16 protein-coding genes are annotated in these 16,189 nt (G+C 31.0%); 4 read left to right on the top strand and 12 right to left on the bottom strand.

Annotation, left to right across the window (positions count from 1 at the left end; genetic code table 11):
- Window positions 1-34: 34 nt before the first annotated feature.
- The 8 genes from P2W75_RS02815 to P2W75_RS02780 all read right to left on the bottom strand — a co-directional run bounded on the left by P2W75_RS02815 (window position 35) and on the right by P2W75_RS02780 (window position 9,493).
- A complete protein-coding gene (locus P2W75_RS02815; RefSeq protein ID WP_276378814.1) occupies window positions 35-1,213 on the bottom strand; it encodes a DUF4249 domain-containing protein in 1,179 nt (392 codons plus the stop codon).
- Window positions 1,214-1,226: 13 nt separating this feature from the next.
- Window positions 1,227-4,010 carry a TonB-dependent receptor domain-containing protein gene (locus tag P2W75_RS02810; RefSeq protein WP_276378813.1) on the bottom strand — a complete coding sequence of 928 codons (2,784 nt, stop codon included), beginning with the start codon at window positions 4,008-4,010 and terminating at the stop codon, window positions 1,227-1,229.
- Between the two features lie 5 nt (window positions 4,011-4,015).
- Window positions 4,016-4,759 carry a hypothetical protein gene (locus tag P2W75_RS02805; RefSeq protein ID WP_207298019.1) on the bottom strand — a complete coding sequence of 248 codons (744 nt, stop codon included), beginning with the start codon at window positions 4,757-4,759 and terminating at the stop codon, window positions 4,016-4,018.
- A 192-nt stretch (window positions 4,760-4,951) separates the two neighbouring features.
- Complete coding sequence (locus P2W75_RS02800; protein ID WP_207298018.1) at window positions 4,952-5,197, bottom strand: hypothetical protein; 246 nt, start codon at window positions 5,195-5,197, stop codon at window positions 4,952-4,954.
- Window positions 5,198-5,358: 161 nt separating this feature from the next.
- Window positions 5,359-6,105 (bottom strand): LytTR family DNA-binding domain-containing protein, encoded by a 747-nt coding sequence (locus tag P2W75_RS02795; RefSeq protein WP_207298017.1) that lies wholly within the window; start codon window positions 6,103-6,105, stop codon window positions 5,359-5,361.
- Between the two features lie 2 nt (window positions 6,106-6,107).
- The gene (locus tag P2W75_RS02790) at window positions 6,108-7,727 is read right to left on the bottom strand and encodes a tetratricopeptide repeat-containing sensor histidine kinase (RefSeq protein ID WP_276378812.1); all 1,620 of its coding nucleotides are present in this window, start codon (window positions 7,725-7,727) and stop codon (window positions 6,108-6,110) included.
- A gap of 206 nt (window positions 7,728-7,933) precedes the next feature.
- Window positions 7,934-8,329 (bottom strand): hypothetical protein, encoded by a 396-nt coding sequence (locus P2W75_RS02785; protein WP_207298015.1) that lies wholly within the window; start codon window positions 8,327-8,329, stop codon window positions 7,934-7,936.
- Window positions 8,330-8,530: 201 nt separating this feature from the next.
- Window positions 8,531-9,493, bottom strand: a complete 963-nt coding sequence (locus P2W75_RS02780) for a helix-turn-helix domain-containing protein (protein WP_276378811.1) — start codon at window positions 9,491-9,493, stop codon at window positions 8,531-8,533.
- A gap of 104 nt (window positions 9,494-9,597) precedes the next feature.
- On the opposite strand from P2W75_RS02780, the gene P2W75_RS02775 reads away from it, so the two are divergent.
- Window positions 9,598-10,671, top strand: coding sequence for a fatty acid desaturase (locus P2W75_RS02775; RefSeq protein WP_207298013.1), 1,074 nt, complete (start codon window positions 9,598-9,600; stop codon window positions 10,669-10,671).
- An 82-nt stretch (window positions 10,672-10,753) separates the two neighbouring features.
- Here P2W75_RS02775 and P2W75_RS02770 read toward each other — a convergent pair whose 3' ends face one another.
- The 4 genes from P2W75_RS02770 to P2W75_RS02755 all read right to left on the bottom strand — a co-directional run bounded on the left by P2W75_RS02770 (window position 10,754) and on the right by P2W75_RS02755 (window position 14,701).
- On the bottom strand, window positions 10,754-12,898 hold the full coding sequence (locus P2W75_RS02770) for a polyribonucleotide nucleotidyltransferase (protein WP_276378810.1): 2,145 nt from the start codon (window positions 12,896-12,898) through the stop codon (window positions 10,754-10,756).
- A 178-nt stretch (window positions 12,899-13,076) separates the two neighbouring features.
- A complete protein-coding gene (gene rpsO, locus P2W75_RS02765; RefSeq protein WP_207298011.1) occupies window positions 13,077-13,343 on the bottom strand; it encodes a 30S ribosomal protein S15 in 267 nt (88 codons plus the stop codon).
- 170 nt (window positions 13,344-13,513) lie between these two features.
- A complete protein-coding gene (locus tag P2W75_RS02760) occupies window positions 13,514-14,212 on the bottom strand; it encodes a hypothetical protein (protein ID WP_276378809.1) in 699 nt (232 codons plus the stop codon).
- A gap of 33 nt (window positions 14,213-14,245) precedes the next feature.
- Window positions 14,246-14,701: a GAF domain-containing protein gene (locus P2W75_RS02755; RefSeq protein ID WP_207298009.1), complete on the bottom strand. Its 456-nt coding sequence runs from the start codon at window positions 14,699-14,701 to the stop codon at window positions 14,246-14,248.
- A gap of 71 nt (window positions 14,702-14,772) precedes the next feature.
- Between P2W75_RS02755 and xrtF the strand changes: the two genes are divergently transcribed.
- The 3 genes from xrtF to P2W75_RS02740 are packed head-to-tail and all read left to right on the top strand — an operon-like array spanning window position 14,773 to window position 16,183.
- On the top strand, window positions 14,773-15,309 hold the full coding sequence (gene xrtF / locus P2W75_RS02750; RefSeq protein WP_276378807.1) for an exosortase family protein XrtF: 537 nt from the start codon (window positions 14,773-14,775) through the stop codon (window positions 15,307-15,309).
- Complete coding sequence (locus P2W75_RS02745) at window positions 15,299-15,745, top strand: exosortase F system-associated protein (protein ID WP_276378806.1); 447 nt, start codon at window positions 15,299-15,301, stop codon at window positions 15,743-15,745. The genes xrtF and P2W75_RS02745 overlap by 11 nt, the downstream gene beginning before the upstream one ends.
- Window positions 15,746-15,790: 45 nt before the next feature.
- Window positions 15,791-16,183, top strand: coding sequence for a hypothetical protein (locus tag P2W75_RS02740; RefSeq protein WP_276378805.1), 393 nt, complete (start codon window positions 15,791-15,793; stop codon window positions 16,181-16,183).
- Window positions 16,184-16,189: the final 6 nt, after the last annotated feature.

The following is a 16,189-nucleotide window of genomic DNA, read 5'->3' as shown; positions in this document are numbered from 1 at the left end:
TTGAAGAATCTATTTTAATTTGTAAGTTTATATTTTAGTCTGTCCAAAATGTTGGTTTTATATTCGATGCAATCGTAGTGCAATCTCCACAGGGAATATTGACCCAAAAGTAAAATCTGCCAAATAAATAATAGCTAATTTTATTTAAGCTTAAATCGTCCATAAAGTGGCCTGCATGTGTACATGGATCAGGATTGAAAGGATAGTCGGCATAACAAAATTCTTGGCAATCTGTATAATATGGCGGTGGTGCTTCCCCAAGAAATAAATCAGCATAATTAAAATAAATTCTTTCTACAGATACTGATGCAACATCAAAATATCCAACGATTTTGTTGTTTGGATTTTTGGTAGATTTTAAATTACCTAATAAAATTCCTGGTTGCGTAGGCGATAAAATACTTTCATTTCCAGACATTTTTTTTAGTGTGCTGTAATAATTGTATGCCGCCAAATTTTCAACATATTGTTTTACTAGTATACTATAGCGTGTAGTGATTATATAATCTTGATTGCTTATAAACCGAATCATATAATTAACACGATCTTCATTTAAATTATTTGTGCTTACTAAAATTAGATTAGTGCTTTTCTTAGAACCATAACAAACTTTGGCATCAGTAGAATTAGGTACAAAAGTAAGTGCCCCATTTTGACTTATGACCGCTTTTGTATTAACCCATTTGGGAGTAATAATTTTGTATGTTTCTTCATATTCATATCTGTAATACTTGGATTTATTGTTCGGGTCAAAACTATTTATTCTTATACTCACACCTCTTTGATTTTCCTTCGTTTCAACTGCCGCTTTTACGCTTTGCATTGGATTTACTGCTGAAAGAGTTTCTATAGACGATTCAAAAGATCTGCCGTCTTTCGTATTTATATGCAATTGGTATTTTACTTCTGGTACTGCTTGAAATTCTGTTTTTGAAACATAGCGATCAGATTGATCTTCAAAGTCATATCTTTTTCCTGAATTATCTGTTATAAATACTTCAGCACCACTTTCAGAGATATAACTTTCATCTTCAAAACGCGCTGTTTTAGTAAGCTTAATTTCCTGATTTTTTAGTTCATTCGTAATCGTAGCTTCAACAACAATTGCTTCTTCATAAGTATTGGTCAATAAAGGATATGTTTCTGTACAGCTATTAGAAATAAAAGCTGATGTAATTAAAATAATGATACTATTTCGGTTATAATTTTTCATTATAAACTAAGAATTAAAATTTAAAATTATAAGTAATACTTGGTACAGGTATTGAGAAAATAGATGTCTTGTATCCTTTTACTTTTCCATTTTGATCTGTTACGAAATAAATAGAGTATGGATTGTTTCTTCCAAGCACATTGTAAACAGAAATATTCCAGAAACTGTGTGCTAATTTTTTAATTTTATGGTTTCCTTCAATGTTAATTCCAATATCTAAACGAATGTAATCCGGAATTCTATAGGCATTTCTGTCACTATATAAAGTGTATTGTGAATTTCCATATTGAAAAGTTCCAATAGGGTAGGTAATTGGTCGGCCTGTTTGATATAAAAAGTTGCTTGATAAACTATAACGTTTTGTAAATCTATAGTTTAAAATAGCACTTAAATCATGAGGTTTGTCAAAATTGGCTGGAAAATATCGTCCATTATTTACGATTTCTGAACTGAATTGACTGTCAAGTTTGATAAACGAACGTGAATACGTATATCCAATCCATCCGTTTAATCTTCCGGTTGTTTTCTTTAAAAGTAACTCAACTCCATAAGCTTTTCCTTCACCTTGTAATAATTCAGTTTCTACATTATCATTTAGAAGTAATTGCGCTCCAACTTTATAATCAAGAATGTTACTCGACTTTTTGTAATAGCCTTCTAAACTAACTTCATATTCTTCATCTTTTAGTGTTTTAAATAAACCTAAAGAAACTTGCTGAGCAGTTTGAGGTTTTACATTAGAATCAGATAATTTCCAAGTATCTGTTGGAGATTGGGTAACGTTACTTGATAATAAATGAATATATTGACGTGTTAGATCATACCCTGCTTTTATCGAAAAATCTTCGGTAATAAAATATCGAGCAGCAAGGCGAGGTTCAAGTCCGCCATATGTTTTTACAACCTCATTTTTTCCATAGTGTTCTGTTCCAGTAACAGTTTCATCACTTAGTGGTAATCCAGGCTCGTATGTATTCACATTAGCTTCACCTAAAGAAGCGTAAAAAGAATATCTTAAACCAAGATCAAGAAGTAATTTGTCATTTACTTTATAACTGTCAGCAAGGTATACAGCAGATTCTAATGCTCTTTCTTTCTCTATATCAGTTGAAATTAAAGTAGCATTTGGATCTTTTGGATGCTGATATCCTGGTGAAATGTTATATAATTTGCTCGCAATACCGTAAGAAAGAGTATGTTTTGGGTTCAGTTGATAGTTAAGTTTTAACTGTAATTGTGATTCATTTATTTTATATCCGAAATCAAATGCATTTATATCATTTGAATCGTAATCGATATTGAATTTGTATTCGCTGTTTGTAAAAATTAAAGCTCCTTTACTTTTTTTGCTGAAAGTATGATCCCATTTCAAAGAAGCAAGTCTATTGCTGTATTTGTAAATAGAATCCGAACTTAGACTGAAACGATCATGGCTGTAATAAGCTGTAGCTTCTAAATTATTGTTGGCATTAATAGCATTGTTGTATTTAATAATACCATCATAAAATCCTGCCTGGCTGTTTTTTAGATTTTCATCATCAAGAGTTTTTAAAACCCAGTCAGAGTAAGTAGCGCGACCACCAACAATAATACTTGATTTGTTTTTTTGTATTGGAGTACTTAAGGTAAGATTTGAAGTTATAGGACCAATAGCTCCTTCACCAGAGAATTTTTCAGGATTTCCATTTTTAGTAGTGATGTCAAAAACAGAAGATAATCTTCCTCCAAAATCTGCAGGAATACTTCCTTTATAGATATCTGCTTTTTTTGCTGTATATGGGTTTATCGCCGAAAAGAATCCTAAAAAGTGCTGCGGATTATATAATACTGCATTATCCAAAAGAATTAAGTTTTGGTCGTCTTTTCCTCCTCGTACGTTAAATCCTGCCGATCCTTCTCCTGTAGTTTTAATTCCAGGGAAAGTTGTGGCAACTTTAAGAATATCTCGTTCACCAAGAATTAAAGGAACATTTTTAATGCCTTCAATATCAATAGATACTAGACCAGAAACAGTTGTTTCGGTAGTTTTTTGTCCTTTCTTTTTAATTACAACTTCATCTAATTGATTCGATTTTTCGTTGATATTAATATCAAACTTTCCATCGTCATATACCATTAATGTTCTTACTACTTCTTTATGGCTTAGAGATTTAACTTCAATAATATTTACTCCTCTAGGAAGCTGTAAAGAATAGTTTCCGTCAAGATCAGTTGAAGTGCTGATATTTTTGTTTCGTATTTTAATATAGATATTTGGCTCTGCTTTTCCAGTTTCTTCATTTTTAATTGATCCAGAAACCGTGTATGTTTTTTTAACATTGTCTTTGTTTTCTTTACCAATAAAAACAATTGAAGATTTTTTGTTTACACTATAATTGCTGATCGAATCATATTGCTGATGAAAAATTGGGTTTTCGCTTTGGTCATTACCCTTTTGATCTGTTTCGGCAGGAGCATCGGCGAAATAATTTGAAGGTAAAGTGTCGTGAATTGTACTGTTTAAAGTAAAAATAACTTTGTTTTTCAGAATGATAAAATTCAAATCGGTTTTGCTAAGTACTTTGTCAAGTAAATCATCAATTTTTATATCAGTATATGTTCCTGAAATCAATTCTTTATCTGAATTAACCCAAGTTGGATCAAAGTAAAATTTATATCCTGATGCTTCTTCAATACGTTTAAGCGCATTGGCTAAAGTTTCATCTTTAAAAATAATAGATAACTTCTCATTTGTATTTTGTGCAAAAGACAATTGAAAGGAGAATACAATAATTAAGGAGAGTAAAATTTTTTTCATTTGTCTTATTTGATTGCTGTTGAAAGAGAGTTATATGTATATTTCATCAAATTTTTCATGAACTGGTTTAAATCAGATTTTCTTAATTCTCTATTCATTAAATAAAACCCGTTAATCTGTTTTTTCTGCTCAGGAAATAATTTTAAAATATCGCTCTTTCCTTTAATGGCATATATTTGATTTTTAAAATCGATAAAAAAAGTATTGTTTTCTTTAAAAGTGTAGTAAAGACCATTTTCGGAAGCCGTTTTTTGCATGTCTTTATGGTGTTTTATATAGAAAGTAAAATCAGGTCCAATTTTAGTTTCTTCATAATAACCTGTTGTGAATTCTGGTACGGTATTGTTTTTTTTGTCTATTTTAACAAAATTTTTATCTAGTATAGAAAAAGATTCAACCTTATTTTGAATCAAATTAATACCTGTATTTTCAGATTCTCCATAAGGATTTAAAACTAATAAATCTCTATAAATATCATATTTAAGATTTACTTCGTAGTAATTTTGTCCTTCATAAGTAATTTTTCCTAATTCATATTTATCAATTAAATATAAATGGCTGTCATTTAAAGTTCTGTAAGGATTCGTGTGTGGCGTCCCATTATTAATATCGAGATTGTTTTTGCCAACAGATTTGTCAAACCAATTGTAAATATATACATCATTGTTTGTTTGACCGTAACTAATATAAATGTTTAGGAATACCCCAAATAATATGAGGAAAACGGATTTTTTTTGATAATTTTTCAAAGGATTTGATGGTTTTGATGATTGTCTTTGGTAGATTCCAAAAATATAAAAAAAAGCTTATAAACAAAACGGTTATCTGTTAAAATGTGATAAATCAATTGTTTTTTAAGTAAAAAAGCCTAAATCATCACAATGATTTAGGCTTTTTACTGAATATAGTTAGCGAGAATTTAGTTTTTCTTCTTTGATCTATTACATTTCATTTGGATTATCTAGAATTTCATCGAATATTTTTTTTAAAGATCTGAGATATAAGGGAAAAAAGATTGCAAGCCAGATATATTCTATTCTGAAAACCGTTACATCATCTAATACTTTATATAAACTTGGAATAATAACTGCCAAAGATACGGTGACTCCAATCCAAGGATTGTTTTTTATTTTTTTAAGAATCGTTAAAAGCTTCATCTCTGGTTGTACAATTATGGCTGTTTTCATCTGTTTTTTGTTTTATTATCACGGTAAAAATAAGTTTGATGTTTTCTTTTTTTTGTGCAATTGTCATGAAAGCTTTTTTTTATGTCACGAATTGTGCTAAAACAGGATTCAAAATAAAAATCCTCTTAGTAAGAGGATTTAATTTATTTGGGAGATATTTTTTAAGATAAGATGTTCATCTTCTTTATAAAATCTTTGTACGTATCACTTAGATTGATTTTGTGGTTTCCTTTTAATATGATAAGATTATCGGCCAAAATGATTTCTTCAATCTTGTCAATATTTACAATAGTATTTCGATGCGTTTTTACAAATTTATTTTTATCCAATAACTCACTGATTTTGGTCAATGATATTAAAATAACGAATTTTTCTTTTTCGGTAATAATGTTACAATAACGTTCTTCGACTTCTATATAAAGAATGTCTTCCAGAGCAACTTTCTTTAAGGAATTTTTCTTTTTTATAAATAATGAATCGTTGCTTATAACCGTGTTCTGCTCTTCGCTCAAGAAAACATTTGTCTGTTCGTAGAACTTTTCTACAGCCATTTCTATGGCGTATAAAATTTCTAATTCGTTAAAAGGTTTCATTAAAAAGCTGAAAGGTTTTGTAAGTTTTGCCCTTTCAAAAATCTGTCGATCTTGTGAACTCGTTAAGAAAACGAATGGTTTAGAAGCATTTGGGATGATATTGATCGATTCGGCGAAAGTAATTCCTTCTGGTTTGCCGTCAAGAAAAACATCTATAATAATAATGTCTACCGTTTTTTCATAAAAAAGTTTTAGGGCATCGGCAAAATTTGCGGCCACACCTGCAATGCTATAATTATTTTCCAGCAGCACTTTTACAAGCATATCGCTTTGTTCAGGTGTATCTTCTATAATCAAAACATTAATATTGTCCATTTTTATTTGTTTTTGGGTAATGTTATAATCATTTTCGTTCCTTTATGTGGTTCACTTTCAATTGTAAATGTTCCATTGTTTTTAGCAATCATCTGTTTACATAATTGTAATCCTAAACCCGTTCCAATAATTTCAGAATTTCCTTTTTTGGCCAGTAATTCGCCCTCTTGAAGTAATTCTGTAATGGTCTTTTCGCTCATTCCTATTCCGGTATCTTGTATTATAACCTGGCAATAATCAGAATCAAGATCGTTCGATAGAAATTTTATTTGTCCGTTTTCATTCGAAAATTTAATAGCATTATCTAAAAGATTACGAAATACAATTTTTAAAGAATCAAGATCAACAAATAGAAATATGTTCTTTGAAACTAAATTTTCAAAATCAATAGATTTATCAAGTAGTAATGGTTTGTAATTATATTCAATTTGTTGAATAACAGAATGTAAATGAACAGATTCTTTATGAAAATACAATTGTTTGGTTTGTAATAAGGCCCAGTGCAATAAATTGTCTAATAAACTATAAGCACCATTTGCAATACCGCTGTTTTGAATAATCAGGTGATTTAATTCATCGTAATTTTTAGTTTCAAGTGTTGCCGATAATTTAGCATTACTGGTTTTTAAAGCATTTACAGACGAACGTAAATCATGGCTTACAATAGAAAAAAGCTGGTCTTTAGTGGCATTTAATTCGTCAAGTTTATTTTTTTGGCGCAATATGGTTTTACCATTTCTTACTTTTTGGGCATACAAATAAACACCTCCGGTTAAAATTAAAAGCAATCCAACTGCAGAGAAGAATAAGCTATTTCGCTGCGTGTTTTTAAGTTTATTCTCAACCTGAAGAACTTTTATCTCTTTTTGTTTTTGAGCAACTGCAAACTTCTTTTCAAAATCGGCTACAGCCCAGATTTTATTTTGGTTGTTTAAAGAATCTTTCCATTGTTCAGATTCTTTTCTATAAGTCAAAGCAGCTTTAAAATTGTTTCTGTTTTCTTCAACGACTGACATGTTTTTTGCAGTCTGTCTTTTTACTTCAAAGTCTTTTACTTTAGCTGATAAAAGATACGCTTTTTCAAAATATGGAATTGCTAAATTATCTTTATATTGTTGATAATATAAATTTGCAATGTTATTGTAGCTTCCAATTAAGGAAATAGTATCTTTTTCTAATTTTAAAATTTCACTGCTTTTTAAAAAATAAGTTTCTGCTTGAGAAAATTTGTTTAAGTGCAGATAACAAACTCCTAAATTTTCGTGAAGACTTTTGATGTAGTATTTTTTCTGATCCTTATCTGAAAGCTGCTCAAGTTTATTGAAATAATAAATGCTTTTTTTGAAATCTTTTAATTCAAGTGATATTATTCCTAGATTGTTGTACACCAACGGATATAGAATAAATTCTTTTGAAAGCAAATTGAATTCTTTTTTTGCTTCTTCAAAAAGTTTTAATTCTCTGAAACTGCTTCCTCTTAAAAAATGGCAATAGTCTTTCAGTTCTTTCACTTTTCCTGAATTTAGCTGTTTCATAGAATACACTAAAGTCGAATCCCAGTTTTTTTGAAAGAAAAATTGCTGTGCTTTTTTGAAATTAATTTCATCTTTAAACTTCAACATTTTTTTATTAAGTTCTGAATTTAATAAATCATTGTTGTATTTCTCTTGTGAAGAAACGGAAAAACTTAAAAATAAAAGTAATAGACTTAGAATTAGTTTTGTTCTAAACATAATATTTGTTTTATAAAAGTAAAGGAAGCATCGGCAAAAATCCCTGACAAGAAATTTTTATCGATGCTCTTTTTATACTATACAAATACAATTTATCATGGATATTTAACCGTTGTTTCTGTACCTCTTGAAGTTTCTGGATCAATGTCTCTTAAATAAGAAATAACTCTTGAAACATTTGCAATTGTGTCTGAACTGTAATCTACTTCAACATACCAAACGTCGTATGTTTCTGGTGTGCTCTCATCCCAGTCATAGTCAAAATAAATTTCTACAGTATCAACGTGTTCTGTAATTGTGCCTACAAGGGGGCTTTGAGAATCTTTTGAGTTAATATATAAAGTAGCGCAAATCTTTAATGTGTCAACTCCATTGTTCTGATAAATAAATGCTGAAGCTAAAGGAGCTATTGGAAAAGTAAGGTTTGTTTTGTCAATAAACGAAAAATCTTCACTATTGATTTTGGTAATTTGGATGATATTAAAATCCATAATAAGGTTTTTAGGGTTAATAATTTATTTTTGGTGGTTAAAGGTATTTTTTTTCTTTAATAAAATGTAAGTTTTCACGTGTTTTTTTTAATTTTTTACATTTTCTTCACGAAAGAATAAATAATTGTAAGATTGTCCTAAATATTAAAAAAATTAAAACAGTAGTTCGAAGATTTGAATCACTGTTTTGGAAGTTAACATTTAAAAATGTAAATCTACCTGAGAATTTATCTTATCCAAATAATAGTCAATTTTTCGGATTGCTCGGTTGAAAAAGAGGTTTTGTTCTTTAATTCCAGATTGTTTTAAGGGTATTGAGTTCTGAATCTGTTGTTTAAAAAACTGATGGACATTTTTGCAGCCATCCTCATTATCAGTAATAAAATAACCTAAAAGTGTGTAAGGAACAAACATAGTTAATTTTTCATCCGTTTCAATAAGCATGTTATTGTTGAGTAAAATCAGTTCGTTGTAATAAACAGAAAAGTTATTCTCTGGATTATTACATTTTTCCTGTATCAAATTAATGATTCGTTTTAAATCTTTACAAAGTGCGTTGGCACTTTTTAAATTCAAAAGACCAGCTTCATAAAAATATAGTATTTGCTGCAGACTGCTGTTTATGGTTGTATCGTTCCAAATTTCATTTACTATAGTATTTTCGTAAATCTTTTTTAGTTTTTGCATGGAATCAGAAAAAGATTCTTCGATTATAAATTTTTCAAAAGAAATTTTTTTTTGATTGTTGTTCAAAAGATTAATCCATACAAAGGCTTTGAATTTTGATAGAATTGTTCCATCCATAAAATAAAACAAAGGAATATCCTTAGCCGAATAAAACAATGTAGTACTTGGATTTTTTGTTAACGCTTCGATTTGGATTGCAGACGATCTGAAATATTCCAGCATATCCTTCATGGAAGTAATTTCAATGGTTTTTTCGATAATAACCTTCTCTTTTTTCGAAAATATATTGTCAAGCGAAATATTAAAGTAACTAGCGAGCTTGATGGTTTCATCAATTGAAAACTTGCTCTTTTGAGATATTCGTCTGTGTGACGCATCATAGCTTATTTCCAAAATAGTGGCTATTTCATCGATTAATGAATTTGACTTAGAAATTTTGCTTCTAATAGCTTTTAAAAAAGTTTCTTGATGATTCATGATTTTGCGATAATCACAAATATATAAAAATGTTTTATTGGTTTTCGCAAATTCGAATGCGATAAACACAATACGTTTGCTTCGTAATATAAAAGTATGTTATTATGAAAGCTAAATATTTTAATAAATCAGAAGAAGAAAAAATATTTTTCTCTGCTTTAAAAGAAAAAGTCTATGAAAAATTTAAAGATAAAAATACTTCTTACGGAGATGCCAGATTTTGGTTTAAAGGAGTGTTTTGGACAATTGTGTGTTATACATGCTATGGTTTTCTTTTTTCAGATTCCATAAGTAAAATGACCTTTTGGTTGCTGTATGTTGTTTTTCAGTTATCTGGATTGTTAATTGGTTTTAGTTTCGGACACGATGCGTCTCATAATACAGCATTCAAAAATAAAAAAGCAAATTCGGTACTTCATTTTTATAGTTTTCTTACTGTTGGAATAGATCCAATGCTTTGGGGATTACGACATATTCGTTCTCATCATTTATATGCAAATGTAGAAGGAAGTGACATCGACATCGATAAAAATCCTTTTTTAAGATTAAGTCCTACACATCCGTGGAAACCAAAACACAAATATCAGGTTTATTATGCGCCTTTTGTTTATATGTTTACGCTGTTACATTCTGTTTTTATGAGTGACTGGGTCTATTTATTTTCGAATGAATATGATTGGATGAAAAGGGGAGTTCCTAAGTTTGAATTGTATTTGAGATTTATATTGTATAAAGTATTCTACTTTTCATTGGTTTTAATTTTTCCAATACTGTATACTCATTTTTCATGGAATTTTGTTACGCTGACGTATCTTTCTGCAAGTGCTTTTACTTCTATGATATTTATTATAATGCTCGTTGGTACCCATTTTTTTGATGAAGCCGATTATCCTCAGCCTGAAGGAGAATTTCTGGAGCACACTTGGGCAGTTCATCAGCTTTATACCAGCTGTGATTGGGACGCAGATAAAGGGTGGGCAAGGTTTTTAAGTGGAGGATCAAATTGCCATGCAGCGCATCATTTATTTCCAAATATCTGCCACACCAATTACAGTGAAATAAATGCCATAATTGAAGAAACGACAAGAGAATATAAACAGCCCTATCATCATAAAACATTATTTGAAATGATGTATTCTCATTTCAAACATTTGTATAAAATGGGAAAACCTGATTAGAAATTCCAAAACTTAAAAACCCCAATTCAAATACATGAATTGGGGTTTTCTATGAATAAACCTTTAGTAAACTAAGATCTGATTACTCTTTTTTCTCCTCACGTGGAGGTCTTGGAACAAGTGCTTTTTTAGACACTTTTTCTTTTTTAGTTTTAGGGTCAATTCCTAAGTATTTCACTTGGAAAACATCTCCCATTTTAACTACATCAGCAACGTTTTCAGTACGCTCCCAAGCTAATTCAGATACGTGAAGCAATACTTCATTTCCTGGTGCAGCAGTGTATTCTACAACAGCTCCAAAATCAAGCATTTTGATTACTTTCACCTCGTAAGCTTCGCCAACTTGTGGTTTGAAAGTTAAAGCGTCAATTTTAGCCAATACCGTTTTGATTCCTTCTGGATCAGTTCCTAAAATTTCAACAACTCCTTGCTCGTCAACTTCGTTGATTACGATAGTAGTTCCTGTCGCTTTTTGTAATTCTTGAATTACTTTTCCTCCAGGTCCAATTAATGCTCCAATAAAGTTTCCAGGAATAGTTCTAGTGATAATTTTAGGTGCGTGAGCTTTCACATCTGCTCTTGGAGCAGCAATTGTTTCAGTTAATTTTCCTAAAATGTGTAAACGTCCGTCACGAGCTTGCGCTAAAGCTTGTTCCATAATGTCATAACGTAATCCTTCGATTTTGATATCCATTTGACAAGCTGTGATACCGTCGGCAGTTCCAGTAACTTTAAAGTCCATATCTCCTAAGTGATCTTCATCTCCTAAAATATCAGACAATACAGCAAATTTCTCACCGTCAGTAATTAATCCCATAGCAATACCAGAAACTGGTTTTGTCATTTGAACTCCAGCATCCATAAGAGCCATTGTTCCAGCACAAACAGTTGCCATAGAAGAAGAACCGTTAGATTCTAAAACCTCAGAAACAACACGAATTGTATAAGGACAATCTGCAGGAATCATATTTTTTAAAGCTCTTTGAGCTAAGTTACCGTGACCAACTTCTCTTCTTGAAGTTCCTCTTAATGGTTTTGCTTCACCAGTAGAGAAAGGAGGGAAGTTATAGTGTAAGTAGAATTTTTCTTCGCCTTGTTCTGATGGAGAATCGATTTGGTTAGCTTCTTTAGAAGTTCCTAAAGTTACTGTAGCCAAGGCTTGAGTTTCTCCACGTGTAAATAAAGAAGATCCGTGAACAGATGGTAAATAATCAGTTTCACACCAAATTGGTCTAATTTCCGTAGTTTTTCTACCATCAAGACGAATTCCTTTTTCTAGAATTACGTTACGAACTGCTTCTTTGTTTGTTTTGTAGAAGTATTTTCCAACTAAACCTGCAAGGTCTGCATTTTCAGTATATTCTTCTTCTGTAAATAAAGCTTTTGCTTCTTCTTTTACAGCAGCAAATTTTTCACCTCTTTCAGCTTTTCCAGAAGCTTCTTGTGCAATTGCATAGCATTTATCGTAAGCAGCAGCTTTTACTTTTGCGTAAACAGCTTCATCTTCAACTTCACCTTCGTAAGTTCTGTATTCTTGAGAGCTTAATTTTGCTCTTAATTTTTGTTGAGCAACAATTTGAACTTTAATTGCTTCGTGAGCAAATTTAATAGCCTCAACCATTTCAGCTTCTGAGATTTCTTTCATCTCACCTTCAACCATGGCAACAGAATCCATAGAAGCTCCAATCATCATATCGATGTCAGATTTTTCTAATTCAGTTCTGCTTGGGTTGATTACTAATTTTCCGTCGATACGAGCAACGCGTACTTCAGAAATTAAGTTGTAAAATGGAATATCTGAAACAGCTAATGCGGCAGATGCTGCCAAACCAGCTAATGCATCTGGCATAACTTCATCGTCATGAGACATTAATTGAATCATAACCTGAGTTTCTGCGTGGTAATCGTCTGGGAAAAGTGGGCGTAACACACGGTCAACTAATCTCATAGTTAATACTTCGCTGTCGCTTGGTCTTGCTTCTCTTTTGAAAAATCCTCCAGGGAAACGTCCCGCTGCAGCGAATTTTTCACGGTAATCTACCGTTAATGGTAAAAAGTCAACACCTGGGTTAGAGGTTCTTGCAGAAACTGCTGTTGCTAAAAGCATACAGTTTCCTAAACGTACAACAACTGAACCATCGGCTTGTTTTGCTAATTTACCAGTTTCGATTGAGATGCTTCTTCCATCTCCCAAATCGATAATTTCTTGTGAAACTTGTGGAATCATAATTTTTCCTTTTTGATTATACAATGGGTTTTAGTTGTGTTGTAGTTGTTGTTGTGTGTAGTTGTTGTTATCTAAAACCCAATGAAAAACCAAACTTTTTTTCTTGTAATATGCTTATTATAAATAGCTGTAATGTAAAAACAAAAAGAGGCACTCTCGCACCTCTTTTCTATATTGATTATTTTCTGATATTCAATACTTTGATAATCTCACGATATCTGTTGATATCTTTCTTTTTCAAGTAGTCCAACAAAGATCTTCTTTTACCTACTAATAGTACAAGAGAACGCTCAGTGTTGTAATCGTGACGATTTTTTTTCAAATGTTCAGTTAAGTGAGAAATTCTGTAAGTGAACAATGCAATTTGACCTTCTGCGCTTCCAGTGTTTGTTGCACCACCGTGTTGTGCGAAGATTTCTTCTTTCTTTTCTTTAGTTAAATACATTCCAATATTATTTAATGATTTTTATGTATGTCAATACAACTTTTGTAAGACGGGTGCAAAATTAGATTAAAAAAACAGAAAAATCAAAAAAAAATAAAAGAATCTAAAAATAAGGCATTAAGAAATTCTTTTTTAATGATTTGGCGGTATTTTTGAAGACAAATCATGTGTTATTTATTGGTTTTTACAACCTTTTTGCCAGTTTGTTTTTCTGCTAAAGAAGAATACGAAAACTTCATATTATTTTCATCAACACTTGTTCCTGAAATTAGAACTCCCTTGTCATAATTATCAGTGAAAGAAATTTTGCGAACGATGTCATTTCCTTTCCATAGACCTTGTTTTAATCCGTCTTTAAGGGAGCCTTTTTGTGTTACAGAAGTATCTGTTTCTTCATATTCGCCTTCTCCGTTCGTTACGGTTTGTTCGTTGTCTTTGTTCCAAAAATTCAAAATCAGAGTCTGCGATTTTTTTGTTTTAGGATCCCAGCTATTCTGTTTTTCAGATTTTTTATTTTGGTTTTCGTACCAATTAACCTCTTTTCCAGATTTATGATCTTCAGAATAATTTACAACAGATTCTTTAGATCCGCTTTTGTAATAATAAATAAACTCGCCATCTTTCTTTAGAATATCTCTGTCCAGAGTAGAGCCAGTCATTCTCTTTCTTCCGTTTTTGTAAAAATCAGTTACAACATAACGTACGCCTTTCTGAGAATAATTGGTAATTACTCTTGTATAGGCATAGTTATCAGGTGTGGTTTCGCGATTTAACGAGTCCAGAAAGATCTTTTTTGAGACCATATTAATCTGTGCCGACAGATGAACCGAAATGATAAGGTGAAATAGTATGAAAAAGCTTTTTTTCATTCAGCGCTATTTTTTATACTAAAAATAGGACTTCTAGAATAATTTGGCAACTTCTTGGTTTACAAATTCAAGGAATCTTTCGTCAGCTTCAGTAAAAGGGTCGATAACATGGCTGTCAATATCGATTTGACCAATATTTACTCCGTTTACGAATAAAGGCACTACAATTTCAGATTTCACAGTCAGACTGCAGGCAATATAATTATCTTGAGCTTTAACATCCGGCACCACAAAGTTTGCATTGCTTTCAGCAACTTGTCCGCAGATTCCTTTACCGAAAGGAATCACAGTATGATCTGTTTCAGCACCTACATAAGGTCCTAAATGAAGTGTTTTGGCTTCGTGATTAGCAAAATAGAAACCTACCCAGTTGTAATATTCTACATTTTCATTTAATAACTGGCAGACTGCTAATAATTTTTCGTCTCTAACAAGTTTAGTATCAGAAACTATTGCGCTTATTTTTGGTTGTAATTCTTGAAATGTCATGATTTAAAAATTTTATACAAAAGTATTTAAAGCTAAACTCAAAAAATACATAAATTTGAAAAAAAAATCTATTGAAAAAATATTTGGTACAATTCAGGCCGTTTTTAATTTTTATAGGCACTTTCTTTGCGGCTTATATTGTGCTTACGGTATTGTATAAACTTTATCTAAATAGTTTTAGCACGACTGAAGTGGACGGAATTACTCAGTTTGTCGGCAAGAATGTCGAACATTTGCTGGAAGCATTTGGTTACGATGTCGATGTTCAAAGAGATATAGGAGCTTCTGGTCTTCAGGTTTTTTTTCAGAATGAATATTTGGTCAGAATTATTGAAGGCTGTAATGCAATAAGTGTTATTATCTTATTTATTTCGTTTGTACTTGCTTTTTCGGGTAAATTAAAAGCTACCTTATTATATATCCTTTTCGGAATCGTATTAATTTATATTTTAAACGTTGTACGAATTGCATTATTGACAGTTTTGTTATTTCATTTTCCCGAAAAAGGACATTTTCTACACGGAGTTGTTTTTCCTTTAATTATCTATGGCGCTGTTTTTATCCTTTGGGTTATTTGGGTAAATAAATTTTCTAAATATGCTAAATAGTCTTTTACAGCATAAAGGTAAAATTCTAATTTCTATTGGAATTGTTTTCTGTTTTGCCCTAATCAGGACATTCGAAAATTCATTGTTTTACGATCCTTTTTTAGAATATTTCGAATCAGAATTTACGAATGTGCCGTTGCCTGAAGTTGACTCTTTTAAGCTTTTTTATAATTTGATATTTCGCTTTGGTTTAAATACAATTTTATCTCTGATTTTAATTTATACACTTTTTCAGGATAAAGGAATTTTAAATTTTACGGCTATTTTATATGCTGTTTTTTCGATTTTGCTTTTTGCGGCGTTTTTTATAATTATAGAATACTTCCCAAATAGCAATTGGCTTTTGTTTTATGTGCGAAGATTTATCATTCAGCCCATATTTGTGCTTTTGTTTATTCCGGCATTTTATTACCAGCTTCAAAATTCAAAAAAATAACATTTCATTAGAGTTTATCGCAGAATCTTTAGATATATTTGCAGTATGAAAAAATGCACTGTTTTACTATTGGCTTTTCTCTTGTTGGTTTCCAACATAGGGTTTGCTTTTGACGTGCATTATTGTGGAGGAAAAATTGCTTCTGTATCTTTAAATACCAGCGTTTCGGCTAAACCAGAGAAAAAATGCTGCGGTGAAAAAGAAAAAGTATCATCCTGCTGTAAAGATAAAGTGGTTCATTTTGAGAAAAAATCAGATGATGCGACTTTAAAAATCTTCTTCTTTCAGTTAGCATTTCCTGCTGTAATTCAAGAATACAAACCAATTGCTTTTTTATCGGTTCCGAATTTTAAAAGCGGTCAGATTATTTCGTATTATTCTGATGCGAATGCGCCCCCCTTATTCAAATTATATCACCAGTATATTTTTTATTCCTGATTTTAA

This window comes from Flavobacterium sp. H4147 (assembly GCF_029360735.1).
GTDB lineage: Bacteria > Bacteroidota > Bacteroidia > Flavobacteriales > Flavobacteriaceae > Flavobacterium > Flavobacterium endoglycinae.
The sequence above is the reverse complement of the archived record's forward strand: the minus strand, read 5'-3'. Positions and strand labels throughout refer to the sequence as shown.